At 73.9% G+C, this 19523-nt stretch carries 18 protein-coding genes; 12 read left to right on the top strand and 6 right to left on the bottom strand.

The window, feature by feature from the left end:
* The first annotated feature begins 72 nt into the window (after positions 1 to 72).
* The 4 genes from BKA00_RS08075 to BKA00_RS08090 all read left to right on the top strand — a co-directional run bounded on the left by BKA00_RS08075 (position 73) and on the right by BKA00_RS08090 (position 3996).
* Entirely contained in the window at positions 73 to 2235 is a 2163-nt protein-coding gene (locus BKA00_RS08075) for an anthranilate synthase component I (protein WP_185024322.1), read from the top strand.
* A gap of 147 nt (positions 2236 to 2382) precedes the next feature.
* Entirely contained in the window at positions 2383 to 2529 is a 147-nt protein-coding gene (locus tag BKA00_RS08080; RefSeq protein ID WP_165959128.1) for a GPGG-motif small membrane protein, read from the top strand.
* Between the two features lie 69 nt (positions 2530 to 2598).
* Positions 2599 to 3516, top strand: coding sequence for an SDR family oxidoreductase (locus BKA00_RS08085; protein WP_185024323.1), 918 nt, complete (start codon positions 2599 to 2601; stop codon positions 3514 to 3516).
* Positions 3517 to 3597: 81 nt separating this feature from the next.
* The gene (locus BKA00_RS08090; protein WP_221493061.1) at positions 3598 to 3996 is read left to right on the top strand and encodes a ChaB family protein; all 399 of its coding nucleotides are present in this window, start codon (positions 3598 to 3600) and stop codon (positions 3994 to 3996) included.
* Here the strand turns inward: BKA00_RS08090 and BKA00_RS08095 are convergent.
* Complete coding sequence (locus BKA00_RS08095; protein ID WP_230299182.1) at positions 3993 to 4979, bottom strand: helix-turn-helix transcriptional regulator; 987 nt, start codon at positions 4977 to 4979, stop codon at positions 3993 to 3995. The genes BKA00_RS08090 and BKA00_RS08095 overlap by 4 nt on opposite strands.
* Before the next feature lie 100 nt (positions 4980 to 5079).
* Here BKA00_RS08095 and add point away from each other — a divergent pair, with 100 nt between their 5' ends.
* On the top strand, positions 5080 to 6105 hold the full coding sequence (gene add / locus BKA00_RS08100) for an adenosine deaminase (RefSeq protein WP_230299183.1): 1026 nt from the start codon (positions 5080 to 5082) through the stop codon (positions 6103 to 6105).
* A 9-nt stretch (positions 6106 to 6114) separates the two neighbouring features.
* Here the strand turns inward: add and BKA00_RS08105 are convergent, their stop codons facing one another.
* Together BKA00_RS08105 and BKA00_RS08110 are read right to left on the bottom strand one after the other, a co-directional pair.
* Entirely contained in the window at positions 6115 to 7026 is a 912-nt protein-coding gene (locus BKA00_RS08105; RefSeq protein ID WP_185024326.1) for a DUF1266 domain-containing protein, read from the bottom strand.
* Positions 7027 to 7144: 118 nt separating this feature from the next.
* On the bottom strand, positions 7145 to 9256 hold the full coding sequence (locus tag BKA00_RS08110; protein WP_185024327.1) for a molybdopterin-containing oxidoreductase family protein: 2112 nt from the start codon (positions 9254 to 9256) through the stop codon (positions 7145 to 7147).
* Between the two features lie 161 nt (positions 9257 to 9417).
* On the opposite strand from BKA00_RS08110, the gene thyX reads away from it, so the two are divergent.
* The 3 genes from thyX to BKA00_RS08125 all read left to right on the top strand — a co-directional run bounded on the left by thyX (position 9418) and on the right by BKA00_RS08125 (position 11884).
* Positions 9418 to 10215 (top strand): FAD-dependent thymidylate synthase, encoded by a 798-nt coding sequence (gene thyX, locus BKA00_RS08115; RefSeq protein WP_185024328.1) that lies wholly within the window; start codon positions 9418 to 9420, stop codon positions 10213 to 10215.
* A gap of 60 nt (positions 10216 to 10275) precedes the next feature.
* On the top strand, positions 10276 to 10998 hold the full coding sequence (locus BKA00_RS08120; protein ID WP_185024329.1) for a dienelactone hydrolase family protein: 723 nt from the start codon (positions 10276 to 10278) through the stop codon (positions 10996 to 10998).
* Positions 10999 to 11083: 85 nt separating this feature from the next.
* Positions 11084 to 11884, top strand: a complete 801-nt coding sequence (locus tag BKA00_RS08125) for a helix-turn-helix domain-containing protein (protein ID WP_185033895.1) — start codon at positions 11084 to 11086, stop codon at positions 11882 to 11884.
* A gap of 6 nt (positions 11885 to 11890) precedes the next feature.
* Here the strand turns inward: BKA00_RS08125 and BKA00_RS08130 are convergent, their stop codons facing one another.
* The gene (locus tag BKA00_RS08130; protein ID WP_230299184.1) at positions 11891 to 12946 is read right to left on the bottom strand and encodes a globin domain-containing protein; all 1056 of its coding nucleotides are present in this window, start codon (positions 12944 to 12946) and stop codon (positions 11891 to 11893) included.
* A gap of 609 nt (positions 12947 to 13555) precedes the next feature.
* On the opposite strand from BKA00_RS08130, the gene BKA00_RS08135 reads away from it, so the two are divergent.
* The 3 genes from BKA00_RS08135 to BKA00_RS08145 are packed head-to-tail and all read left to right on the top strand — an operon-like array spanning position 13556 to position 16137.
* A complete protein-coding gene (locus BKA00_RS08135; RefSeq protein WP_185024331.1) occupies positions 13556 to 14305 on the top strand; it encodes a gamma-glutamyl-gamma-aminobutyrate hydrolase family protein in 750 nt (249 codons plus the stop codon).
* A 54-nt stretch (positions 14306 to 14359) separates the two neighbouring features.
* The gene (locus BKA00_RS08140; RefSeq protein ID WP_230299185.1) at positions 14360 to 15349 is read left to right on the top strand and encodes an alpha/beta hydrolase; all 990 of its coding nucleotides are present in this window, start codon (positions 14360 to 14362) and stop codon (positions 15347 to 15349) included.
* Complete coding sequence (locus BKA00_RS08145) at positions 15346 to 16137, top strand: enoyl-CoA hydratase/isomerase family protein (RefSeq protein WP_185024332.1); 792 nt, start codon at positions 15346 to 15348, stop codon at positions 16135 to 16137. Before BKA00_RS08140 ends, BKA00_RS08145 begins: the two co-directional genes overlap by 4 nt.
* Positions 16138 to 16171: 34 nt before the next feature.
* Here BKA00_RS08145 and BKA00_RS08150 read toward each other — a convergent pair whose 3' ends face one another.
* Entirely contained in the window at positions 16172 to 17353 is a 1182-nt protein-coding gene (locus BKA00_RS08150) for an acyl-CoA dehydrogenase family protein (RefSeq protein ID WP_185024333.1), read from the bottom strand.
* 132 nt (positions 17354 to 17485) lie between these two features.
* On the opposite strand from BKA00_RS08150, the gene BKA00_RS08155 reads away from it, so the two are divergent.
* Complete coding sequence (locus BKA00_RS08155; RefSeq protein ID WP_221493063.1) at positions 17486 to 18916, top strand: aldehyde dehydrogenase family protein; 1431 nt, start codon at positions 17486 to 17488, stop codon at positions 18914 to 18916.
* Positions 18917 to 18919: 3 nt separating this feature from the next.
* Here BKA00_RS08155 and BKA00_RS08160 read toward each other — a convergent pair whose 3' ends face one another.
* On the bottom strand, positions 18920 to 19513 hold the full coding sequence (locus BKA00_RS08160; RefSeq protein ID WP_185024334.1) for a TetR/AcrR family transcriptional regulator: 594 nt from the start codon (positions 19511 to 19513) through the stop codon (positions 18920 to 18922).
* Between the last annotated feature and the right edge of the window lie 10 nt (positions 19514 to 19523).

The following is a 19523-nucleotide window of genomic DNA, read 5'->3' on the forward strand; positions in this document are numbered from 1 at the left end:
CGACCGCCCTCACCGGCGGTCGTTTCCTGTTCGCGACGCCCGGTGGGGGCCCGACATCGAGGGGCCACCGCGGTGGAGACCGTCTCACGACAGCCGCTGACCAGCGAGTTCGTCACGGCCGGGGGCGTACGGGTGACCCGTACCGCCGTCCCGGTCGACTCCGAGCGCAAGTCCGACGCGCTGAACGTCCTCGTCGCCGCCGTGGGGGAGCGGCGCGGCGGCGTGCTCAGCTCCGGCATGGAGTACCCGGGCCGCTACAGCCGCTGGCACATGGCCTACGTCGATCCCTGCCTGGAGATCGTCGCGCGCGGCCGGACGGTCGCCGTCCGCTCCCTGAACGGGCGCGGCCGGGTCGTCCTGCCCGCGCTGGCGGGCGCGCTGCGCGCCGTCGGCGAGGTGCGGACCGACGAGCCCGGCCTGTTCGAGCTCTTCGTCCCGGCGGCCGAGGGCTTCTTCGCCGAGGAGGAGCGCAGCCGCCAGCCGACCGTCTTCACCGCGCTGCGCGCCGTCGTCGACCTGTTCCGCTGCGACGACCCGCACCTCGGCCTGTACGGGGCCTTCGGGTACGACCTGTCGCTGCAGTTCGAGCCGCTGCGGACCAGGCTGGAGCGGCCCGGCGACCAGCGCGACCTCGTCCTGCACCTGGCGGACGAGATGGTCGTCGTCGACCGCAAGCGCGAGACCTCGCACCGGATCTCCTACGAGTTCGAGGTGGACGGGTCGGGGACCGCGGGGCTGCCGCGCGGCACCGGGGCGACGCCGGTCCGGCGGCGGGCCGGCGTCCCGGCGCAGCCCGTCCCCGGTGTGTACGCGCAGATGGTGCGGGACGCCAAGGAGAAGTTCGTCAGGGGCGACCTGTTCGAGGTGACGCCGGGGCACGCGATGTACGGGCGCTGCGACGCGCCCGCCGCGTTCTTCGAGCGGCTGCGGGAGTCCAATCCGGCCCCGTACGAGTTCCTGTTCAACCTCGGCGACGGCGAGTTCCTGGTCGGCGCCTCGCCCGAGATGTTCGTCCGGGTCAGCGGCGACCGGGTCGAGACCTGCCCGATCGCCGGGACGATCAGGCGCGGCGCCGATCCGCTGGAGGACGCCGAGCAGATCCGCACGATCCTGTCCTCGGCGAAGGACGAGTCCGAGCTGACCATGTGCACCGACGTGGACCGCAACGACAAGTCCCGGATCTGCGTGCCAGGCAGCGTGCGCGTCCTCGGCCGCCGGCAGATCGAGATCTACTCCCGGCTCATCCACACCGTCGACCACATCGAGGGGCGGCTGCGCCCGGGCTTCGACGCCCTCGACGCGTTCCTCACCCACATGTGGGCGGTGACCGTCACGGGCGCGCCCAAGGCGTGGGCGATGCAGTTCATCGAGGACCACGAGGACTCGCCCCGCCGCTGGTACGGCGGCGCGGTCGGCTGCGTCGGCTTCGACGGCTCGATGAACACCGGCCTGACGCTGCGGACCGCGCAGATCCGCGACGGGGTGGCGACGGTGCGGGCCGGCGCGACGCTGCTCTACGACTCCGACCCCGACGAGGAGGAGCGCGAGACGCACCTCAAGGCCAGCGCCCTGCTGAGCGCGCTCGCCGCCGTGCGCAAGGGCGCCGGGGCCGTCCCGCAGGAGGCGCCGCTCCCGGCGCAGCCGGGCGAGGGCGTCCGGGTGCTGCTCGTCGACCACGAGGACTCGTTCGTCAACACCCTCGCCGACTACTTCCGGCAGCACGGCGCCTCGGTGGTGACCCTGCGGCACGGGTTCCCGGTGCGGCTGCTGGACGAGCACGCGCCCGACCTGGTCGTGCTGTCGCCCGGCCCCGGTCGCCCGGAGGACTTCGCCACCCGCGCGCTTCTGGACGAGCTGGACGCCCGGAGACTGCCGGTCTTCGGCGTGTGCCTCGGTCTGCAGGCGATGGTGGAGCACGCCGGCGGCGAACTGTCGCTGCTGCCCGAGCCGTCGCACGGCAAGCCCGGCCGGGTGCGGGTCACGGGGGGAGAGCTGTTCGAGGGCCTGCCCGAGGAGTTCACCGCCGCCCGCTACCACTCGCTGCACGCCACGCCCGAAGGGGTGAAGGGGTTCCAGGTCACGGCGCTGACCGGGGACGTCGTCATGGCGATCGAGGACCCGGCGCGGCGGCGCTGGGCCGTGCAGTTCCATCCGGAGTCGATCCTCACCGCGGCCGGGGACGCCGGGCACCACATCGTCGCCAACGTCCTGCGGCTGTGCCGCGGCGGGGGCTGACGGCCCCCCGGCCGGGGGCGCGGGTGATCGCCGTCTTCCGGCGGAGGGGGGAGGCCCGGCCTTCCCCCTCTGTAACAAAACGGGTAATTCGGTCATCCGCAACGAGATTGTGGTTTCTTGGGTTTCCCTGGGGGGACGCCGGGGGCCATGATGACAATCCTGTGGCTCATCGCGGTCATCCTGGTGATCGCCGGCATCTACGTGATCCTCGCGCGGCGCGACCTGCTCTGGGGCATCGTCCTCATTGTCGTCGGCCTCCTCGTCGGCCCGGGCGGGGTGAGCATATTCACCTGACCGAAAACCCGGCCGACCGGGGAGAAACCCTGACGTGACCTGTCAGGTTTCGGTGCCAGCATCGTCCCCATGAGTCGTGCACTGACTGGAAAGATCGCACTGGTCGCGGGCGCCACGCGCGGAGCGGGACGGGGAATCGCCGTCGAGCTCGGCGCCGCGGGCGCGACCGTCTACGTGACGGGACGGTCCACCCGGACCCACCGGTCGGAGATGGACCGTCCCGAGACGATCGAGGAGACCGCCGAGCTGGTCACGGCCGCGGGCGGCGAGGGCGTCGCCGTCCAGGTCGACCACCTCGACCCGGCGCGCGTCGCCGCCCTCGTACGCCGCATCGACGAGGAGCGCGGGCGGCTGGACGTCCTCGTCAACGACGTCTGGGGCGCGGACCGGCTCTTCGAGTTCGGCAGGCCGCTGTGGGAGCAGTCCCTGGACGACGGCCTGCGCATGCTCAGGCTGGCCGTCGACACCCACGCCATCACCAGCCACTGCGCCCTGCCGCTGCTGATCCGCGAGCCCGGCGGCCTGGTCGTGGAGGTGACGGACGGGACCGCCGAGTACAACGCGGCGTACCGCAGGGAATGCGGCTACTTCTACGACCTCGCCAAGAACGCCGTCCTCCGGATGGCCCTCGCCCAGTCGGAGGAGATCGCCTCCCACGGCGCCACGGCCCTCTCGCTGACGCCGGGATGGCTGCGCTCGGAGGCGATGCTCGACAACTACGGGGTCACCGAGGAGACCTGGCGCGACGCCACCGGGACGACGCCGCACTTCGCGATCTCCGAGTCGCCGGCGTTCGTGGGACGCGCCGTCGCGGCCCTCGCCGCCGACCCGGACCGGGCGCGCTGGAACGGGGCGTCGCTGTCCAGCGGCGGGCTGGCCCAGGTCTACGGCTTCACCGACGCCGACGGCAGCCGCCCCGACGCCTGGCGCTACATCGTCGAGGTGGTGGATCCGGGCCGCCCCGCCGACGTCGACGGCTACCGGTAGCCGGCGGGCCGGGCGCACCGGTTTGAGCGCGCGCTGACCGGTTATCCGGCGTGGTGACTGGTGAGAGGAGGAGCCATGCCGATGACGGACAAGAGCGGCGAGCCGCGGAAGGACGAGCTTCCCGGCACGCTTCAGCGCTCCCCGAAGGAGGCCCAGGAGACCTTCGCCAAGGCCCACGACTCGGCTGTCGAGACCTACGGCGAGGGCGAGCGGGCGCACCGCACCGCGTACTCGGCGCTCAAGCACAAGTTCGAGAAGCGCGGGGACCGGTGGGTGCCCAAGGGGCACAAGGGCCCGTCCGACCCGCGGGCGAAGAACCCCGACGCCCGCCGCGGCAAGGGCAGGAGCTTCGGCGGCGTGGACGTCGAGGGCAACAGCAAGCGCGAGCTGTACGACCGCGCCGCCGCCCTCGACGTCCAGGGCCGCTCGAAGATGAGCAAGGAGGAGCTGGCCGAGGCGATCGCCCGCAAGCAGGACTAGCCGGGCGGCCGGTCCGCCGTCCGGTACAGCTCCGCCAGCCGGGCGGCGCTGCCCGCCATGCGCTCCCGCAGCTCCGGCGGGGCGAGGACCTCGACCTCGGCTCCGAGCCGCATCAGCTCGGACGCCGCGACGGCCGCCGACTCCACGGGCAGCGTGGTCACCACCCATCCCCGGTCGTCGGGCTCGCCCGCGGCGGCCGCCGCCTGGCGGGCCGCGTACGGCTCCACGGCGTACCGCAGGATCCGCATGCCGGCGGGGGACAGGCGCACCACGGCCTCCTCGCGCAGCACCGACCGCACGAAGGCCGCCGCCTGCCCGCGCCAGTGCCCGGCGAGGTCGAAGTCCTCGTCGCGGTGGAAGAACTCCCCGGTGGGACGGACGGAGGCGACGCGGTCCACCCGGTACGTGCGGGGCCCGCCCCCGGTCCGCGCCACCAGGTACCAGACGCCGTTCTTGAGGACGAGCCCGTACGGCTCGGCCGTCCGGGTGACCTCGGAGTCCTTGCGGCGGTAGCGCAGCTCCACGGTCTCGTCGTCCCACACCGCGCGGGCGAGGTCGCGCAGCAGCGGCGGCGGCCCGCTCTCGCCGAACCAGCCGGGCGCGTCGAGGTGGAACCGCTGGTTCGCGCGGGCGGGCGCGTCCCGCAGCGCCTTCGGCAGCGCGGCGAGGACCTTCAACTCAGCGGCCGCGAGCGCGTCGGCGCGCCCCATGTCCCCGGCGGGGCCGGGCAGCCCGGACAGGAACAGCGCTTCGGCCTCCTCCCGGGTGAGCCCGGTGAGCCGCGTCCGGTAGCCGCCGACCAGCCGGTACCCGCCGCCCCGCCCCTGGTCGGCGTAGACCGGCACCCCGGCAGCCGACAGCGCCTCCATGTCCCGGTAGACGGTGCGCTCGGACACCTCCAGCTCGCGGGCCAGCTCGGCGGCGGTCATCGTCTCCCGGGACTGCAGAAGGAGCACGGCGGAGATCAGTCGGGCGGCGCGCACGGTGCCCATCCTGCCGAACGGGGAGGGTTCCTGACAATTTCGTGGGAGGTTCGCCTCGTTCGCCTGTCCCGGTCGGCCGGATGGCTGTTAATTTCGCGGCGTGCCTACCGACAACACGAGCATCGCGGCGTTCATCGACGCCCTCCCGAAGGTCGAGCTCCACGTCCACCTCGTGGGCTCCGCCTCCGTCCCGACCGTCCTCGAACTCGCCCGCCGCCACCCGGACGGCCCCGTCCCCGTCGACGAGCGCGAACTGCGCGCCTTCTACGAGTTCCGCGACTTCCCGCACTTCGCCGAGGTGTACGAGTCGGTGTCCAGCCTCGTCCGCACCCCGGAGGACGTCGGCACGCTCGTCTCCGGCATCGCCCGCGACCTCGCCGCGCAGAACGTCCGGTACGTCGAGCTGACCGTCACGCCCTACACCCACCAGCGGGCCGGGATGCCGATGCCCGCGGTGACCGAGGCGCTCGACCTCGCCGCCCGCGAGGCCCGCGACGGGTTCGGCCTCGGCCTGTCCTACATCTTCGACATCCCCGGCGAGTTCGGCGCCGAGGGCGCCCGCGGCACCCTCGACCACGCGCTGCGGCACCCGCCGGAGACGCTCGTCGGGTTCGGGATCGGCGGCGTCGAGCAGAGCCGCGCGCCGTTCCGGGACGCCTTCCGCGACGCGTTCGCCGCCGCCCGCGCCGCCGGCCTGCGCAGCGTCCCGCACGCGGGGGAGATGACCGGCCCGGAGACGATCTGGGAGGCCGTCGAGGGGCTCGGCGCCGAGCGCATCGGCCACGGCACCAACTGCCTGCGCGACCCCCGCCTCGTCGCCCACCTGCGCGAGACGCAGCTGCCGCTGGAGGTGTGCCCGACCTCCAACGTCTGCACGGGCCAGGTCGCGGACCTCGCCGCCCACCCCCTGCCGCGGATGCTGGAGGAGGGGCTGTTCGTCACCCTGAACAGCGACGACCCGCCGATGTTCAACACGACCCTCACCGGCGAGTACCGCGTCGCGGCCGAGGCGTTCGGGCTCGGCCGCGCCGAGCTGGCCTCCCTGGCCCGCAACGCCGTGACGGCCTCGTCGCTGGACGAGGAGGGACGCAAGGCGATCATCGCCGAGATCGACGCGCTGGGCTGAGCCGGACGGTCAGCCCCAGGCCATGCGCCGCCACGGGCTGCCCGGGTCCTCGGCGAGGACGCGGTGGCCGGTGAGGGAGCGTTCGTACCATTCGCCGAACTCGCCCTCGTCGAACCGCAGCATCCGGCCGAGGACGTACCCGGCCGAGAACTCCTGCCACGACGCGTAGACCTGGTGGGCGCGCTGCCCCGCGGTGAGGACGGACTTCTCGGCCTCCTCGGCGTCGCAGTACCCGGCGTTCAGGCCCCAGCGGGCCATGTTCACCGCGCGCCCGAAGTCGTAGCCGAAGACGCTCTCGACGCGGCCGTCGGGCGGGAGCAGGCCGTCCGCCCGGAACCGCGCCTCGTAGCGCAGGACCGCCTCGGACAGGTCCACGACCTCCCGGACGGTCTGCTCGGAGATGTCGCGCTCCCCGCACCAGGCGACGATCGCGTCCTGCCAGGCCCGCCTGCCGGTGCCCCTGCCGCGCCGGTCGAGCACCATCTGGATCGCCGGGTCGCTGTTTCGGGCGTCGAGCAGCGCGTCCATCTGCTCGCGCCAGCCCTCGGAGTCGGTGACGCCCCAGTCGCGCTCCAGCAGGACCCGGTCGTCGCGGGCGCCCTCGTGGTCGGCGAGGCTGTTCCATGCGACGCCGTTCCCGACGGCCAGGTGGGCGCCGCCGGCGAGGGCCGCTGCGAGCCGTCCCCACGCGGCCCCCCGGTCCAGGACGTCGAGGACGCGCTGCGCCTCGCCGGTCCTCCCGGCGGCGGCGAGTGCCCGCGCGTACCGCGCCCGCGCCGCGGCGGCGGACGCCAGGTCGCCGCGCGCCTCCAACGCCTCGGCGGCGTTCGCGTAGGCGGCCGCGGCCTCCTCTGCCCGCCCCTGCCGCTCGTACCTCCTGGCGCGGTCGAGCACGGCGCCGGTATCGGCCTGATACGTCATCGATCCCTCCAGGCCACACCGTACCGCCCACAAGATCGTGGATCCCGTTTCCGCCTCCACTGACATCGCCGTCCCGACGGAATATCACCTCCGGCACCGTGCACCCGGGGCGTTCTGCTCATCCGCCGGGGAGGTCGGAACCACCGGCGGCCGGGTCCGCGTCTGCGAGGGGCCCGGCCGGGCGCGGTGGCGCCGGCAGGGCGGTGACCTCCACGCGGGTGTCGTGGAAGACGGGGCCGCCGCCGAGGTCGGTGTCGCGCTCGTCGACCACGGCGTTGGCGTTGGAGCCGCCGGAGAGCTTGGCCCAGTGGCCCTTGGTCGTCACCGCGACGCCCGGCCGGACCTCGTCGGTGATCCTCAGGACGGCCTCGAAGGAGCCCCGGTCGTTGCCGACCGCCACCCGCTGCCCGTCGACCAGGCCCCGCGCCCTCGCGTCGTCCTCGTGGAGGCGGACGGTGAGTCCGCCCGAGCGGCGCCGGAGCTCCGGGTTGTTGGCGAACTGGGTGTTGAGGAACTCGTGGGACGCCGCCGAGACCAGGGCGAGGGGGTACCTCCCGGCCCGCTCCTCGTCGGCGACCTCAGCGGGCGGAACGTACCCGGCGAGACCGGCGGCGGGGGAGCGGAACTCGAACCGGCCCGACGGCGTGGGGAAGCCGTCGGCGTAGGGCAGGAACGGGTCCGGAACGGACATGCGCACGAACCCCTCCTTGCGGAGCCGGTCCAGGGTGACCCCGGCCATCCAGGGGTGGTCCGAGGCCAGCAGTTGTTCGGCGAGGCTCTCGTCGGAGTCGTAGAGAGCCGGCTCCTGGAGGCCCATCCGGTGCGCCAGGCGGCGGAAGGTCTCGGTCGTCGGCAGGCACTCTCCGGGCGGCGCCACCGCCGGCTCGTTCCAGGTGAGGTACAGGTGCCCGTAGCCCTCGTGCAGGTCGGCGTGCTCGTGCTGCGCCGTCGCGGGCAGCACGATGTCGGCGTAGTCGACGGTGTCGGTCGGGAACTGCTCAAGGACCACGGTGAACAGGTCCTCGCGGGCCAGGCCCCGGCGGACCTTGTTCTGGTGCGGGGTGCTGCCCGCGGGGTTGGCGGCGATGACGAACAGGGCCTTGACCGGCGGGTCCTGGACGTCCAGCAGCCCCTCGCCGAGGCGGCTCATCGACAGCGTCCGCACCGGACGGGGGCGCAGGTCGTCGCGCCACAGCGCGGCCTTGTCCAGCTTCACGTGGCCGGATGTGGAGAACGCGACCCCGCCGCCGCGCCGTGCCCAGTCGCCGGTCACGGCGGGGATGGCGGCGATCAGGCGCAGGGCGGCCCCGCCGCCGGCGTGCCGCTGGAGCCCCTGCGTCGCGCGGATCGCGGTGGGGCGGGTGCGGGCGATCCGCTCGCCGAGCGCCACGACCCGGTCCGCCGGGACGCCGGTGATCCGCGCGACCCGGTCCGGCGGGTACTCGGCGATCCGGTCACGGAACTCCCTCCACCCGAGCGTGCCGCGGTCGAGGAAGCCCTCGTCCTGAGCGCCGAGGCCCACGATGACGTGGAGCAGGCCGAGCGCGAGCGCCCCGTCGGTTCCCGGCAGGGGCGCCAGGTGCTCGTCGGCCTGCCGCGCCGTCCGCGTCCGCACCGGGTCGATCGCGACCAGGTGCGCGCCCGCCTTCCGCGCGTCCTGGACGAACTTCCACACGTGGTGGCCGCTGGTCAGGGGGTTCGTGCCCCACAGCAGGACGAGCCGGGCGTGCGCGAGGTCCTCGGGGTCCATGCCGCCCGGCGAGCCGACCGCCTCGGCCATCCCGGCGCTGCCCGCCGCCGAGCAGATGTTGGCGTCGTGCGCCGAGGCGCCCAGCACGTTGAAGAACCGCCGGCCGGAATACCCTTCGAGGCCTTGCAGGTAGCCGAGCGTGCCCGTCCCCCAGTAGGGCCAGACCGCCTCGCCGCCATGCTCCCGGACGACGTCCTCCAGCCGCGCGGCGATCTCGTCGAGCGCCTCGTCCCACCCGACGCGCTCGAACCGTCCCTCCCCCTTGGCCCCCACCCGGCGCAGCGGGTACTGGATGCGGTCCGGCTGGGCGGCGCGCTCCAGCCAACGGTTCACCTTCGCGCACAGCGCTCCGCGCGTGTACGGGTGTGCGGGGTTGCCGCGCAGCCGGACCGCCGCCCCGTCCCGCACGGTGACCACCCACGAGCAGCCGTCGGGGCAGTCCAGCGGGCAGGCCCCCAGCACTGTCAGCTCCGATGGCATAGAACCTCCCCTAGCTGGACGAACCTCTCCAGTGTGCGGCATGACACCATGAGCGTCATCCAGGACGTTCATTACCCTCGATGGCCGTGCCCCGGGTCGCGGCCGGGGTGCCGGGGTGGTTTCCTAAGGGGCGACGGAAACGACCCGTAGGGGGAACGAGAGTGAAGAGCGTCGAGCCCGAGGTGTTCCTCGTTGCGCGGCCCGAACTGGACTACGACGAGGTCGCCCGGTACCTGCGGGACGTGGGCGGGGAGGGCTGGCTGGAGCGGCTCGACCGCGGGGAGCTCGACGAGGAGCTGAACGACCCGCAGAACCTCGCCGAGTTCGCGGGCCGGCTCTGCTACCGCTCCTGGGAGCCGGGCCTGAACCCCAACGTCACCAAGATCCGCACCGACTCCGGCCAGTACCTGGAGAATATCCTGCGCAGCCTGCACGGTTCGGTGCTGGAGCACGTCAGCTTCAGCTTCGTCCTGCACAACGTGAGCCGGGTGCTGACCCACGAGCTCGTCCGGCACCGCCCCGGCGTGGCCATCTCGCAGGAGTCGCTGCGGTTCGTCCGGCTGCAGGACATCCCCTTCTGGTTCCCGGAGTGGGCCCGCGAGGACCCCGAGCTGATGAAGCGGGCCACCGCCATGCTGGAGCAGATGGAGGAGTTCCAGGGCTGGATGGCCGCGCACTTCGGCCTGGACGACGAGGGCGTGCCGTTCAAGGAGAAGAAGCACAAGACCTCGTTCATGCGCCGGTTCGCCCCCGAGGGCGTCGGCACCGGCCTGGTGTGGACGGCCAACGTCCGCACCCTGCGCCACACCCTGGAGAACCGCACCGCGCCCGGCGCCGAGGAGGAGATCCGGCTGCTCTTCGGCAAGATCGGCGAGGTGATGCTGGCGGAGGCCCCGGACCTGTTCGGCGACTACGTCGTCGAGGACGGCTCCTGGGTGCCGAAGTGGCGCAAGGTCTGATCCGGCGGGGCCGGTAGGGGGCTAGGCGCGCCCGGCCTGTCTGGGGAATTATTGGACGTTATGTCTGACATCTCCATTCCGGTGGGCGGCCGCGAGCTGCCGGCCTACCTCGCCGTCCCCGAGGGGGAGGGGCCCTGGCCGGGCGTCGTGATCGTGTTCGAGGCGATGGGCGCGAACGACGACATGCGCGCCCAGGCCGACCGGTTCGCCGCCCACGGGTACCTCGCCGTCCTGCCCGACCTCTATGACGGGGCGCCCTGGCTGCGCTGCGTCGCCAAGGCCATGCGCGACATGCGCGCCCAGCGCGGGCCGACCTACGACCACATCGAGGCGGCCCGCGCGTGGCTCGCGGGCCGGGACGACTGCACCGGCGGCGTGGGGATCTGCGGGTTCTGCATGGGCGGCGGGTTCGCGCTGGTCGCGGCGGCGAAGTACGACTTCAGGGCCGCCGCGGCCAACTACGGGATCCTGCCGCGCAGACCGGAGGAGTCCCTGCGGGGCGCGTGCCCGGTCGTCGGCAGTTACGGCGCCGCCGACCCGTCGCTGCGGGGGGCCGCCGGCAGGCTGAAGCGCGCCCTCGCGGCCGCGGGCGTGCCGCACGACGTGAAGGAGTACCCGGGAACCGGGCACGGTTTCCTCACCGGGCTCACGCCGCCGCCCCCGCTCGGCCCGGTCGCGAAGATCGTCATGGGGTTCGGGAAGGGGCGCGAGAACGCCCCGGACGGCTGGGGCCGCATCCTCGCCTTCTTCGCCGAGCACGTCGCTAAAAAATCTACAACGTAAAGGCGCCGGGGCCTCACCGCGTCCATTACCCCGCACGTAATCGTGGCCCTGACCTGGATGCCGCTACCGTCGTTGCGTGACGACGATGACGACGGGACTGAGCGACGTGCGGCCGATCGGGGACCAGCTCCGGGCGTGGCGGCAGCGGCGCAGGCTGAGCCAGCTGGAGCTGGCGTCCGAGGCGGACGTGTCGACGCGGCACCTCAGCTTCGTGGAGACGGGGCGCTCGGCGCCGAGCCGGGAGATGGTGCTGCGGCTCGCCGAGCACCTGGACGTGCCGCTGCGCGACCGCAACCTGCTGCTGGTGTCGGCCGGGTACGCGCCGGTGTTCGACGAGACGCCGATCGAGGAACCGAAGATGGACACGGTCCGCGCGGCGCTCCGGCAGGTGCTGGAGGGCCACGAGCCCTATCCGGCGGTGGTCGTGGACCGGTTCTGGAATCTGATCGATGCCAACGGCGCGGCGGCGTTCTTCATGGAGGGCGCGCCGCCGGAGCTGCTGGAGCCGCCGCTGAACGTGCTGCGGCTCAGCATGCACCCGGATGGGATGGCCAGGAACATCCTGAACCTGGCGGAGTGGCGCGCCCACATGATCGACCGGGTCCGGCGGCATGTGGCGCTGACCGCGGACGCGGCGCTCGCCCAGCTGCACAAGGAGCTGCGGAGCTTCCCCGGCGACGTGGGGGAGGCGATCGCCCCGCCCGCGAGCCACGAGGTCTTCGTTCCGCTGCGGATGCGGGTGGACGGCCGGGAACTGTCGTTCTTCAGCACGATCGCGACCTTCGGGACGCCGGTCGACATCACGGTGGCGGAACTGGCGATCGAGTCGTTCTACCCGGCGGACGCGAAGACGACCGAGTTCCTGCGCGAGCGCGCCGGCTGGTGACGCGCCTCAGTCGCCGGCCGTGAGCAGGTCGTGGTGGAGGCGCGTCAGCGGCACCCCGAGCCGCTGCAGGGCGCCGACCGCCGCGCGGACGAGCGGGGCGGGCCCGGCCACGTAGGCATCGTGGCCGCCCGCGCCGTCCAGGAGCTGGGGGAGGACGTCCGGCACGCGGCCGGCGAGGGCCCCGGCGGCGGGTTCGCGGGACACCACGGGGACGACCCGGAGCCGGGAGTGGGCGGACTCCAGCCCCCGCAGCGCCGGGAGGTCGTAGAGGGCGCCCTCGGTGCGGGCCGCGACGACGAGCAGGACGTCGCGGCCCGCGTCGGAGGCGAGGGCCTGCTCGGCCAGCGCCTTCACGGGGGCCAGGCCGGTGCCGCCGCCGATCAGCAGGAGCGGGCGGCCCGAGGCCGGGTCGAGGGTCATCGCGCCGTCCGGCGGGCCCAGCAGGACGCTGTCGCCCGGACCGGTGTGCCGGACCAGCGCGCCGCTGACCCACCCGGCGGGACGGGCCCGGACGTGCAGGCAGACCGTCCCGTCCCGGCGGGGCGCGTTCGCGATCGAGTACGGCCGCCAGACCCGGGGCCAGCGGGCCGTCTGAACGCTCACGTGCTGCCCCGGCGCGAACGCCAGGGGCCGTTCGGGGCGCAGCGTGAGGACGGCGAGGTCGAAGGCGCGGCGCTCGTGCCGCACGACCTCGGCGACCCACCACGGCGGGGCGCTCGCGGCGTCGCGCTCCGCCGCGCCGGCCATGGCGTCGGCCGCGGAGCGGTAGGCGGCGCGCCAGGCGGCCTCGGCCTCGGCCGTCCAGACGTCGGCGGCGAAGGCGCGCAGCGTCGCGGTCAGCGCCTCTTCGACGGCCGGGTAGTGCTCGCGCAGGACCCCGTACTTGCGGTGGCCGCGGCCGAGGCCTTCCAGGTGGCGGGCGAGTTCCTCGGGGTTGTCCTGGCTCCACACGATCCGGCTGAGCGCGTGGAAGAACCGGTCGTGCTGGCCGCCCATCGCGGGGGGGAACAGGGTCCGCAGCCGCGGCCGCGCCGCGAAGAGGCGGCCGTAGAAATAGCTCATGGCGCCGGCGGGGTCGGCCTCAAGGCGTGCGAAGCATTCTTTGATAACGCGAGTTTCCGATGACATTCGTTCGGCTCGCCTCCCCAGGGGGCTTTTATCGGCGGTCGGACGGCAGGGCTGACGGACGATCCGGGCGCAGTTGCTGCCCGAGTTGGTGAGATTCTCTCACCCATCTCCGCAGGTGTTCAATAGATTGCTCCGACCTCTATCCAAGATCGCTACTTAGTGTAATTACAGATCAATTTCGAGTGACGGACGGTAAGTGCCGCGGTCAATGCATACTGATCAGTATCCGAGCGCGAGTCGAACGTTCGGGAAGAACCACCCGGAAGGGGAGAAAAAACCTGTATCAGGGAAGAAGATTTCAGAATTCTTCGGTGTTTCCGGCCGCGGGCAGCCCTCCGGCCGGCGCGCCGCCCCGGCACCGCGTTGGGTCGATCTCGCCATTTCCGGCGGCGGAGCCGCGCGCTGTGCGGCAAGCTGACCCGAGGAGGGCCGGGGCGGACGGCGCCGGGGGGCGGGTGTCGCGCGGTGACGCGCGGCCGGCAGGCGGATCGCCCGTGCCGGCGGCCGCCCGGGGCCGGGGTCCAGCACAGGGGGGAGACACGTATGTCAGGAGCCGTGCGCGGAGCGCCGCATCCGGCGGCCGGTGAGGGCGGGCCGCCGCTCATCGGCATCACCACCTACCAGGAGCCGGCCCGCTGGGGGTTCTGGGTGCGCGAGGCCGCGCTCCTGCCCGTGCCGTACGTGCGCGCGGTCGAGCGGGCCGGAGGCGTCCCCGTCCTGCTGCCCCCGGCCGCGACCCTGCGCGGGCTGGACACCATGATCTCCCGGCTGGACGGCGTCGTCCTGGCGGGGGGCTGCGACCTCGACCCGGAGCTGTACGGCGCCGCCCGGCATCCCGAGACCGGGCCGCCGCAGCCGCAGCGCGACCGGTTCGAGCTGGCCCTCGTCCGCGCCGCCGTCGACGCCGACCTGCCGTTCCTGGCGATCTGCCGGGGCATGCAGGTGCTGAACGTCGCGCGCGGCGGAGCCCTCGTCCAGCACCTGCCGGACGCGGTCGGCCACCGCGGGCACGCCCCGGCCGCCGGGGTCGTCGGCTCCCACCGGGTGCGGACCGGCGAGGGGAGCCGGATCGGCCTGATCCTCGGGGCCTCGTCCGAGGTCCCCACCTACCACCACCAGGCGGTGAGCCGGCTCGGCAAGGGCCTGACCGCCGTCGCGTGGGCCGAGGACCAGGTGGTGGAGGCCCTGGAGCTCCAGGGCCACCGCTTCGGGCTGGCCGTCCAGTGGCACCCCGAGGAGGGCGATGACCGGCGGCTCTTCGAGGCCCTCGTCGCCGAAGCCGCCGGACGCTGACGCGGGGGATTGGCGGCCCGGCCATCGGGCAGGCCGAGAGGTGGATTTCCGCCGATGCCCCCCACCGGAGGCCGCCGCATGCCCCTGCACCCGCAGACCGTGAGCTTCCTGGAGCAGCTCGCCTCGTGGACCGCCGTCCCGCCGGGGCGGGACGGGCCCGCCGAGCCCACCATCGCGGAGATGCGGGAGCGGATCGGCGCGGACTTCCCGGTCGTGCGGCGCGAGCTTCCGCGGGTCCGCGACGTCGAGGTGCCCGGCCCGGGGGGCCCGGTGCCGGTGCGCCTGTACCGCCCGGCGCCGCCCGAGCGGGGGCCGCTGCCGGCCGTCGTGTACCTGCACGGCGGGGGATGGGTGCTCGGCGGCGTCGACAACGTGGACGCCTTCTGCCGCGACCTGGCGGCCGCGGCGGAGTGCGTCGTGCTGAACGTCGGGTACCGGCTGGCCCCCGAGCACCCGTTCCCGGCGGCGGTGGACGACGCCTGGGCCGCGGTGTCCTCGGTGGCGCGCGAGCCCGGCCGGTACGGCGTGCTGAGAGGTGCCGTGGCGGTCGCCGGCGACAGCGCGGGCGGGAACCTCGCCGCGGCCGCCGCGCTGCTGGCCAGGGACGCCGGGGTCCCCCTCGCCCACCAACTGCTCGTCTACCCGGTGACCGACACGGCCAGGGACACCCCGAGCTGGCGGGAGTACGGGACGGGCTACGGGCTGGACGCCGGGTCGCTCGCCCGGTTCATGGACCTCTACCGCGACGGCGCCGACCCGTCCGACCCCCGGCTCGCGCCGCTGCGCTCCCCGGACCTGGCGGGCGCCGCGCCCGCCACCGTGATCACCGCCGAGTGCGACATCCTGCGCGACGAGGCCGAGGCGTACGCGCGCCGGCTCGCCGAGGCCGGCGTTCCGGTGCAGCTGCGCCGCTACGACGGCGTCGTGCACTCCTTCTTCCTGCTCCCTGAGATCTTCGACGCCGGTGCCGAGGCGGTGGAGTTCGCTGTGCGACGATTGCGCGCGGCATTCGACGACCACTCGCGGCAGGGGAGTGCGGCATGACGCGGTACGAGGCGTACGAGCGGCTGAAGATCGACTGGGCGTCGGACGGGGTGCTGCGGGTCGTGATCAGCACGCCGGGCAAGCTGAACGCGGTCGACGCCGCCGGGCACCGCGAGCTGGCGGAGATCTGGCGGGACGCCGACGCCGACGACGAGGTCCGCGTGGTGCTCGTGCGGGGGGAGGGGAGGGCGTTCTCCGCCGGCGGCGACCTCGCCATGATCGAGGAGATGATGACCGACCACGCCGCCCGCCGCCGGATCATGCGCGAGGCCCGCGACATCGTGATGAACGTGCTGAACTGCTCCAAGCCGGTGGTCAGCGCCGTGCAGGGCCCGGCGGTGGGCGCCGGTCTCGCGGTCGCGCTGCTGGCCGACGTCTCCGTCGCCGGCCGCACCGCGAAGATCATCGACGGGCACACGCGGCTGGGCGTCGCGGCCGGCGACCACGCGGCGATCGTGTGGCCGCTGCTGTGCGGGCTCGCGAAGGCCAAGTACTACCTGCTGCTCAACGACGTCCTCACCGGTGAGGAGGCCGAGCGGATCGGCCTGGTCTCGCTGTGCGTGGACGACGAGCGGGTGCACGAGCGCGCGCTGGAGATCGCCGGCCGGCTCGCCGCCGGGCCCGCCGAGGCGCTGTCGTTCACCAAGCACGCGCTGAACAACTGGCTGCGCCTCGCCGGGCCGACGTTCGACGCCTCCCTGGCGATGGAGTTCTTCGGGTTCACCGGCCCGGACGTGCGCGAGGGCGTCGCGGCCGTCCGGGAGAAGCGCCCGCCCCGGTTCGGGTGAGCCGCGCCCGGGCCGAGCCCCGGCGCGGCCCGGATCAGTACGACTTGGGCAGTCCCAGCTCGTGCTGGGCGATGTGGGCGAGGACGAGCTCCTCGGCTACCGGGATGTTCTTGGCGATGCGGGCGTCGCGGAACATCCGGGCGACCGGGTACTCCAGGGAGTACGCCATGCCGCCGTAGGTCTGGAACGCCCGGTCGGCCGCCTGCCAGGCCGCGTCCGCCGCGGTGAGCTTGGCGATGTTGGCCTCCGAGCCGCAGGGCCGGCCGCGGTCCCACAGCCAGGCGGCCTTGTAGGTCATCAGCCGGGCCAGCTCCAGCTGCGCCTTGATCCGCGCGAGCGGGAACGCGACGGCCTGGTTCGCCCCGATCGGCTTCCCGAAGGGGGCGCGCTCGCCGGCGTACTCGCAGGCGATCCGCAGCACCAGGCCGCCGGACCCGACGCCGCCCGCGGCGGCCAGGATCCGCTCGGGGTTGAGGATGTCCCACAGCACGGCGAAGCCCTGGTCGGGCTCGCCGAGGACCCGGTCGGCGGGCACGCGCACATTGTCGAGGAAGACCATGCTGGAGGCGACGGTGTTGGTGCCGAGCTTCGGGATCGGCCGGTAGGTCAGCGTGCCCTCGGCCACGGCCTCCTTGACGTCCACCAGCAGGACGGTGAAGCCCGCGGTGCGGGGGCGGGCCTGCGCGGCCGGGGTCGTCCGGGCGACCAGGACGAGGAGGTCGGCGCGCTCGACGCCGGAGATCCAGATCTTCTGGCCGCTGACGACGAAGGCGTCGCCGTCGCGGCGCGCCTGGGTGGAGATCTCGATGGCGTTGCTGCCCGCGTCCGGCTCGGTGATGGCGAAGCACGTCTCGATCCCCCCGGAGGCGATCTTCGGCAGCAGTTCGCGCTTCTGCTCGGCGGTGCCGTGCCGGGCGATGGTCAGGCCGCCGAACGCGGGCGTCAGCAGGTACATGAAGGACGCGGCGCCGCCCGCGCCGCCCTCGGCGAGGGCCTCCAGGGCCACCGCCAGCTCCAGCAGCCCCTGGCCCCCGCCGCCGTACTCCTCGGGGATCGCCAGGCTGTGCCAGCCGCCGTCGACCAGCTCCCGCCAGACCTCCTCCGGCCAGCGTTTGTCCGCGTCGCACCGCCCCCAGTAGTCCTGGTCGTACTTCCCGGCGACCGCCAGCACGCCCTCGCGCACCGCGGCCGCGCCCTCCGGCAGGTCGAAGTCCATCGCGCCTCCTCGCACGTTCTCGCCTGGGCTCACGGTAGCCGACGCAGTAAGTGCTCACTGACGATGGGGCGGGTCATTGAAGCGCTCCCCGCCGGGTAGGCGACCCGGGGAGCCGACACGGAAGGGGAGGCCATGCGGCCGCGTGACAGGTGGATGCTGGCCGGCGGACGGTGGAGCCAGGGCACCGGGGACGAGACGTTCACGGTGACCGATCCGGCGACCGGCGAGCCGCTGGGGGTGGTGGCCGCCTCCTCGGCGGCGGACGTGGACACGGCCGTGGCGGCGGCCCGCGGCGCCGCGCCCGGCTGGGCGGCCACGCCGGCGGCCGAACGGGGCGCCGCCCTGCACGCGGCCGCGCGCGCGGTCGAGGAGCGCATGGACGAGCTCGCCGCCCTGGTGACCGCGGAGATGGGCAAGCCGACCGGTGACGCGCTCGGCGGCGTGGAGGCCGGGATCGGCACCCTGCGCCAGTACGCCGAGCTGGGCCCGCTGCACGGCGGGCGCAGCCTCCAGGGCGGACGGGACGCCGCCGACTTCATGGTCCGCGAGCCGTGGGGCGTCGTCGCCGCCATCACTCCGTGGAACGATCCGGTCGCGATCGCCTGCGGCCTGGTGGGCGCGGCCGTGGCGACGGGCAACGCCGTCGTCCACAAGCCGTCCGAGCGCACCCCCCACACCGGCGCGATGCTCGCCGAGCTGGTCGCCGGATGCCTGCCCGACGGAGTCCTGAACATGGTCACCGGCGGCGGCGCGGTCGGCGAGGCGCTCGCCGGGCACGCGGGCGCCGACGTCGTCGCGCACGTCGGCTCCACCCGCGCCGGCCGCCGCATCGCCGAGCTGGCCGCGCGGACCGGGGCGAGGACCCTCCTGGAGAACGGCGGCGCCGACCCGCTGATCGTGGACGCGGGCGTCGACCCGTCCTGGGCGGCCGGGCAGGCCGCGCTCGGGTGCTTCGCCAACGCCGGGCAGATCTGCACCTCGGTCGAGCGGATCTACGTGCACGAGGCCGTCGCCGAGCCGTTCCTCGACGCGCTCGCGGCACGCGCCCGGAACCTGCGCACGGGTCCGGGCGCGAGCCCTTCCACCGAGCTCGGGCCCCTCGTCGACGAGCGCCACCGCACCAGGGTCCACCAGCAGGTGGAGAAGGCCCTCGCGGACGGGGCGCGGGCGCTGGCCGGCGCGCGCCTGCCCGAGGGCCCCGGCTGCTTCTACCCGGCGACGGTCCTGGCCGGCTGCGCCGACCACATGGCGATCATGGCGGAGGAGACCTTCGGTCCCGTGGCGCCCGTCCGCACCGTGGCCGGGTTCGAGCAGGCGCTGGAGGCCGCGAACCGGTCCCACTACGGCCTCGCCGCGACCGTCCTCACCCGCGACATGGCGCACGCCCAGGCCGCCTGGCGCACGCTGGAGGCCGGCACCGTGAAGATCAACGCGGTGTTCGGCGGCGCCCCGGGAGGCGCCGCGACCCCGCGCCGCGCCAGCGGCGGCGGATTCGGCTACGGCCCCGAGCTCCTGGACGAGATGACGGCCGTCAAGGTCGTCCACGTCCAGGCCGCCCCCTGACCCTCACCCGGCGCCCGGGCCGGGGGCGCCCGCGGAGGCGGCCAGGTAGCGGGTCACCATGCGCGCGACGAAGTGGGCGAAGGCCTCCGGGGGCCCGGACGGGAGCATGATGTGGCTCATCGTCAGGCGCACGGCCGCGTCGGCGATCTCGGTGAGCGCGGCGCGGTCCAGATCCGGCCACTGGCGCAGGGCGTGCTCGGCGATGCGGGCGCTGGCGGAGAACAGCACCGGCTCGGCCTGCGTGGTGAGCAGCGGCAGCATCTCGTCGCCGCCCGCGCCCGTCAGCACCGCCTTCTTCAGCTGGTCGTCGGCGGAGGTCTCCATCGTGAACGTGACCGCGGCGACCACGGCCGAGTACAGGTCGGCGTGCTGGGACAGCACCGCGTCGATGCCGTCGAGGTAGCGCTCGTTGTCGCGGATCACGACCGCCTGCGCGAGCCCCCACTTGTCGCCGAACTCGTTGTAGACGGTCTGCCTGCTCACCCCGGCGGCGGACGCGACGTCGCGCATCCGCACGGCCCGGTAGCCGCGCTCCACCAAGAGGTCCGCGGCGGCGTCCAGCAGGGATTCGCGCACGGAACGGCCGGCGGTGCCCATGTGTCGTCGC

The sequence above is a fragment of the Actinomadura coerulea genome (genome assembly GCF_014208105.1).
GTDB lineage: Bacteria > Actinomycetota > Actinomycetes > Streptosporangiales > Streptosporangiaceae > Spirillospora > Spirillospora coerulea.

Bases quoted from the DNA above. Each gene is read 5' to 3' on its own strand.
- BKA00_RS08105 (WP_185024326.1), bottom strand. From the start codon at position 7,026: ATGACGTATCAGGCCGATACCGGCGCCGTGCTCGACCGCGCCAGGAGG.
- BKA00_RS08090 (WP_221493061.1), top strand. From the start codon at position 3,598: ATGACGGACAAGAGCGGCGAGCCGCGGAAGGACGAGCTTCCCGGCACG.
- BKA00_RS08110 (WP_185024327.1), bottom strand. From the start codon at position 9,256: ATGCCATCGGAGCTGACAGTGCTGGGGGCCTGCCCGCTGGACTGCCCC.
- BKA00_RS08080 (WP_165959128.1), top strand. From the start codon at position 2,383: ATGATGACAATCCTGTGGCTCATCGCGGTCATCCTGGTGATCGCCGGC.
- BKA00_RS08145 (WP_185024332.1), top strand. From the start codon at position 15,346: ATGACGCGGTACGAGGCGTACGAGCGGCTGAAGATCGACTGGGCGTCG.
- BKA00_RS08130 (WP_230299184.1), bottom strand. From the start codon at position 12,946: ATGAGCTATTTCTACGGCCGCCTCTTCGCGGCGCGGCCGCGGCTGCGG.
- BKA00_RS08140 (WP_230299185.1), top strand. From the start codon at position 14,360: ATGCCCCCCACCGGAGGCCGCCGCATGCCCCTGCACCCGCAGACCGTG.
- BKA00_RS08085 (WP_185024323.1), top strand. From the start codon at position 2,599: ATGAGTCGTGCACTGACTGGAAAGATCGCACTGGTCGCGGGCGCCACG.
- BKA00_RS08120 (WP_185024329.1), top strand. From the start codon at position 10,276: ATGTCTGACATCTCCATTCCGGTGGGCGGCCGCGAGCTGCCGGCCTAC.
- BKA00_RS08135 (WP_185024331.1), top strand. From the start codon at position 13,556: ATGTCAGGAGCCGTGCGCGGAGCGCCGCATCCGGCGGCCGGTGAGGGC.
- BKA00_RS08160 (WP_185024334.1), bottom strand. From the start codon at position 19,513: ATGGGCACCGCCGGCCGTTCCGTGCGCGAATCCCTGCTGGACGCCGCC.
- BKA00_RS08150 (WP_185024333.1), bottom strand. From the start codon at position 17,353: ATGGACTTCGACCTGCCGGAGGGCGCGGCCGCGGTGCGCGAGGGCGTG.
- BKA00_RS08155 (WP_221493063.1), top strand. From the start codon at position 17,486: ATGCGGCCGCGTGACAGGTGGATGCTGGCCGGCGGACGGTGGAGCCAG.
- BKA00_RS08125 (WP_185033895.1), top strand. From the start codon at position 11,084: ATGACGACGGGACTGAGCGACGTGCGGCCGATCGGGGACCAGCTCCGG.